We start from the raw sequence: 3878 nt of genomic DNA, 5'->3' as shown, positions 1-3878 counted from the left end.
ATGAATGTCGGCTCCGTCCAGGCGCACGGTGCCCGCCAGGGTTGGCCATACGCCCACCAGCACGCGGGCCAGGGTTGATTTGCCGGAGCCGGAAGCACCCAGCACGCCGAGCACTTCGCCCGCCGTCAGGTTGAAGCTGACTTGATGCAAGGTCGGCACACGTCGCCCCGGCGGGCCTGCGCTGACTTGCTCGAAACTCACATTGCCCTTGGGCGCCGGCAAGGCCATCTGCTCGCCCTGGGGCGGAAACTCGCGCATCAGGTTGTCCAGGCGCTGGTAGGCCAGCTTGGCCGAACTCCATTGCTTCCACACGGCGATCAACTGGTCGATGGGGCTCAACACCCGGCCCATCAAAATGGAGCCTGCGATCATCATCCCGGCGGTCATGTCGCCCTTGATCACCAGGAGCGCACCCAGGCCCAGCACCAACGATTGCAGGCACAGGCGCAGGGATTTACTCAGGGAACTGATGATCGAGCCGGTGTCGCTGGCCTTGTTCTGCAGGCCCAGGAACTGCGAATGCACCTTGAACCAGCGCTTGCGCAATGCACCGAGCATGCCCATGGCCTGGATGGTTTCGGCGTTGTGCAGGTGGCTGGTGGCCAATTGGGTGGATTGCTGGGAACACCCGCTGGCTTCACCCAGAGGCTTTTTGGTCAGGTATTCGTTAAGGCACGCCAGGGCAATCAGCAGCACGGCACCGGCACTGGCCAAGACACCCAGCCACACGTTGAACAGGAAAATCACGAACAGATAGATCGGAAACCACGGCGCGTCGAAAAACGCGAACAGCGCAGGCCCGGTGATGAATTGGCGGATGTGGGTCAGGTCCCCCAGGGATTGCCCGCCATGGCCTTCGCCCCGTTGCAGGTTGCGCTCGAAAGCGGCCTTGTAGACCCGCAGGTTGAAACGCCGCTCCAGTTGGCTGCCGATGCGAATCACGATAAAGCTGCGGATCACCTCCAGCACACCGATAAAGGCGAAGAACCCCACCACCATCAGCGTCAACATCACCAGGGTGGTTTCGTTCTGTGAAGACAGCACGCGGTCGTAGACTTGCAACATATAAATCGACGGCACCAACATCAATACGTTAATCAATGCCGTGAAACAGCCAATACTGATCAGAATACTTTTGTAGTCGCCGAGTGCCTTGAACAGTGGTGCAACGGGAGTGGTCTTCGCCATGTTGCCTGATCTTCCCTGAGCCGAATGACGCGCAATAGTTTACCGAGCGCCCCAATAAGGGGCGGGCAAACATTAAAATCGGGTTATATCGTTATAACGAACTATTACGGTGCACGTTGCAATATCAATACCGCGCCGTTTTTTGCGCGACCTTCATATTCGCCTTCTTTCTGGCGATTCAAATGGGTTATGCCGGTGCCTTCGGCATTCATCAGCCAAATACCATCGGGAGTAGGCGTCCAACTAACGGGGGCTTCCCCCAGCCATTGTCCGGCGCACTCCACATCGCCCCCTAACGCGTTAGCCTGCTCAATCAAGTCCAGTGCGCACACCTGCTCTTGCTGGTGCAGCGCCCAATGCCCGGCCAACTGCGCGGAAGTAGGTAAAACCAGACTGCTTGCCATTGCTGTGGCTCCTGCCGACATAAGCAACACCTGGAAACTCCAGGCCACGGTACTGCGAAATAGCGTCATCACCTTCGCCCGTTCATGGGGTGGATGCAAGGGCAGAGGGCGGCGCGTGTGCGCCACCCTCCTTTACGCGTGTATCAGGCCACGATGTCGCTGACGGCTGCCTGGCCAACGGTGGTGACGAGGAAATCCGCCACGCCGTGCCCGGAGAAGTCCACGGCCAATGTGCCCAGGTTGGTACCCGAAGCGTAGGACAGCACCGCGTCGCCGGCATGACCGGTAAACGCGTTGACGAAGGTCAGGCCTGCACCTTTGGTGATGCCGGTGAGGTCGATCTTGTCCGAACCCGAGGTGAAGTCGAAGATCTTGTCGGCCGCACCCGGCTTGGAGTCGGAGCTGGCGCCGAACACGAAGGTGTCGTTGCCTGAGCCGCCCCACAGCTGGTCTGCACCGCCGCCGCCGAAGATGATGTCGTTGCCGGCACCGCCCTTGAGGACGTTGGCGGCTGCGTTACCGATCAGCAGGTCGTTGCCCGAACCGCCGATGGCGTTCTCCACGGTCACACCCTTGGCGATGGAAACGTTGCCCACCAGGCCGCCAACGTCGGAGAACGAGGTTTCATTGAGGTTGATCTTCTGGTTCTGGGTAAAACCGGAGAAGTCCAGGGTGTCGTTGCCGCCACCGTCCCACACCGAGAACACCAGCTTGTCGGCCGATGAAGTGGCGCTGAGGAAATCACGCCCGGTGTTGGAGTTGAAGCCGTAGGTGGTGTCACCGGCACGGGTGTTGTAGTTGGCGCCGTAGAGCTTCTGGATCGCGGCGATGTCGTCGATCAGCGGGCCGGACGAGTAGGCTTCTACCCCGCCTTTGCTGAAGTTCTGGTTGGTGTTGCTCTCGCTCCAGTAACTCATGACGCTGTAGCCACGCGTGTCCTGTCCATAGTCCGCGTCTTTGTACGAAGGGTTGCCGGTCCCGGCGTTGTAGTCGCCAGGGTGGTCCAGGCCCAGGGTGTGACCGATTTCGTGGGTCAGGGTCTGCCGGCCATAGTTGTTCAGGTCCGGGGTCTTGTTCGGCGTGTAGCTGTTGTTCGTCAGGTACCAGGAAGTGCCGTCAAGGCCGCTTTCGTTGTACTTGGCGTTGGTGCCTGGCAGGTAGGCAAAGGCCGCTGCGCCGTCCTGGCCGCCGCTGTAGTTGCCGAAGGTCATGTGGAAGTCACCGCCCGAGGCTTTCTCGGTGAAGGTGACATTGGCCACATCGGCCCAGGATTGCATGGCCAGTACGGCCTGTGCTTTCTGCTGGGTGTTGAACTGGCTGAACCCGGTGATCCCATGCTTGTTCATGGTCGCGTTCGAAGCCGAAGTCAGGAAGGTGTAGGTGAGATCGATCTTGCCGTTGCCATCCACGTCCCGGTACGCGGCGTTCTCACGCAGCAGGTGGTCGGCGGCCTGGTCGACGGTGAACGACGGTTTGCCATTGACCGTGAGGTTGCCACCGCGGTCGTATTGATGGCTAAAGCTATCGATCTGGGTGTAAGCGGTACTTGCTTGAGCCGCCGACACAATAGCTTTGTCTTTTACTTTTGACATAAACGTACTTCCTTGTTTGCAAGTGGAACAGTTTTTGTCCGACCGGACCCACTCTGGCGAGTAAGTCCGATCACTCGCCCCTTTTGAAGGCGAAAGAAAACTGACACAACCTGAAATCATTCGTCCAGCGGTTTTTATCCAAGGATAAAGTTGGGCCGGTGAACAAAACCTGCAAACACTGGTAAATAGCGCCTTATTAAAATCCAGCTATTTAAATATTAAATACTCCTAAAGACATTTAGCCACGAATGGATCCAAAGTATTGACTGAGGTGCACTAAGAAAGTGTCACCGTGTCATTGTTAGTATTGAATAGCCACTATTTAAGTGTTTGTCCCGTATTACCGGGACAAGACTTAGTTTACTTACTGGCCGCGCCAGCCGGTTTGGCGCAATGCCTGCAGGAGCGTGTGGGCATCCAGCGCGGGCACCCGCACACCCTGGTCGGTGGTCATGTCTTCGCCGGCCACTATGGCATTAATGATCGCCTCTTCCACGGCCTCCGCCGCCGCGCTGAACAGCGGTGAAATGTGGTCGTTATTGACCATTTGCAGGGCTGTGCTGAGGGGCGAGCCCTTGCGCCCGTAGTCGGCCACCGGCAAATCCTGATTGCCGGTGGCGAACGCCAGGAACAGGTCCCCGCTGGAGTCCTCGGTACCGCCACCCGTGCGCGCAATCCCGATGGACGCGCGTTG

General features: G+C 58.5%; 4 protein-coding genes. All 4 read right to left on the bottom strand.

Features of this window, described 5'->3' with window-relative positions; genetic code table 11:
* Window positions 1–1188 (bottom strand): type I secretion system permease/ATPase (locus HX846_RS32055; RefSeq protein ID WP_178966940.1); only part of this gene is annotated, 1188 nt, incomplete at its 3' end.
* A gap of 104 nt (window positions 1189–1292) precedes the next feature.
* Window positions 1293–1661: an AprI/Inh family metalloprotease inhibitor gene (locus HX846_RS32050; RefSeq protein WP_050550305.1), complete on the bottom strand. Its 369-nt coding sequence runs from the start codon at window positions 1659–1661 to the stop codon at window positions 1293–1295.
* 74 nt (window positions 1662–1735) lie between these two features.
* Window positions 1736–3184, bottom strand: a complete 1449-nt coding sequence (locus HX846_RS32045) for a serralysin family metalloprotease (protein WP_003217113.1) — start codon at window positions 3182–3184, stop codon at window positions 1736–1738.
* A gap of 364 nt (window positions 3185–3548) precedes the next feature.
* The coding region (locus HX846_RS32040; protein ID WP_178966939.1) for a P1 family peptidase at window positions 3549–3878 on the bottom strand (330 nt) is incomplete at its 5' end.

The sequence above is a fragment of the Pseudomonas sp. K5002 genome, assembly GCF_013386655.1.
Taxonomy (GTDB): Bacteria; Pseudomonadota; Gammaproteobacteria; order Pseudomonadales; family Pseudomonadaceae; genus Aquipseudomonas.
This window is presented reverse-complemented; position numbering and strand designations above follow the sequence as displayed.

What these genes read in the sequence shown, in the direction of transcription:
- HX846_RS32050 (WP_050550305.1), bottom strand. Translation starts at nt 1,661, where the DNA reads ATGACGCTATTTCGCAGTACCGTGGCCTGGAGTTTCCAGGTGTTGCTT.
- HX846_RS32045 (WP_003217113.1), bottom strand. Translation starts at nt 3,184, where the DNA reads ATGTCAAAAGTAAAAGACAAAGCTATTGTGTCGGCGGCTCAAGCAAGT.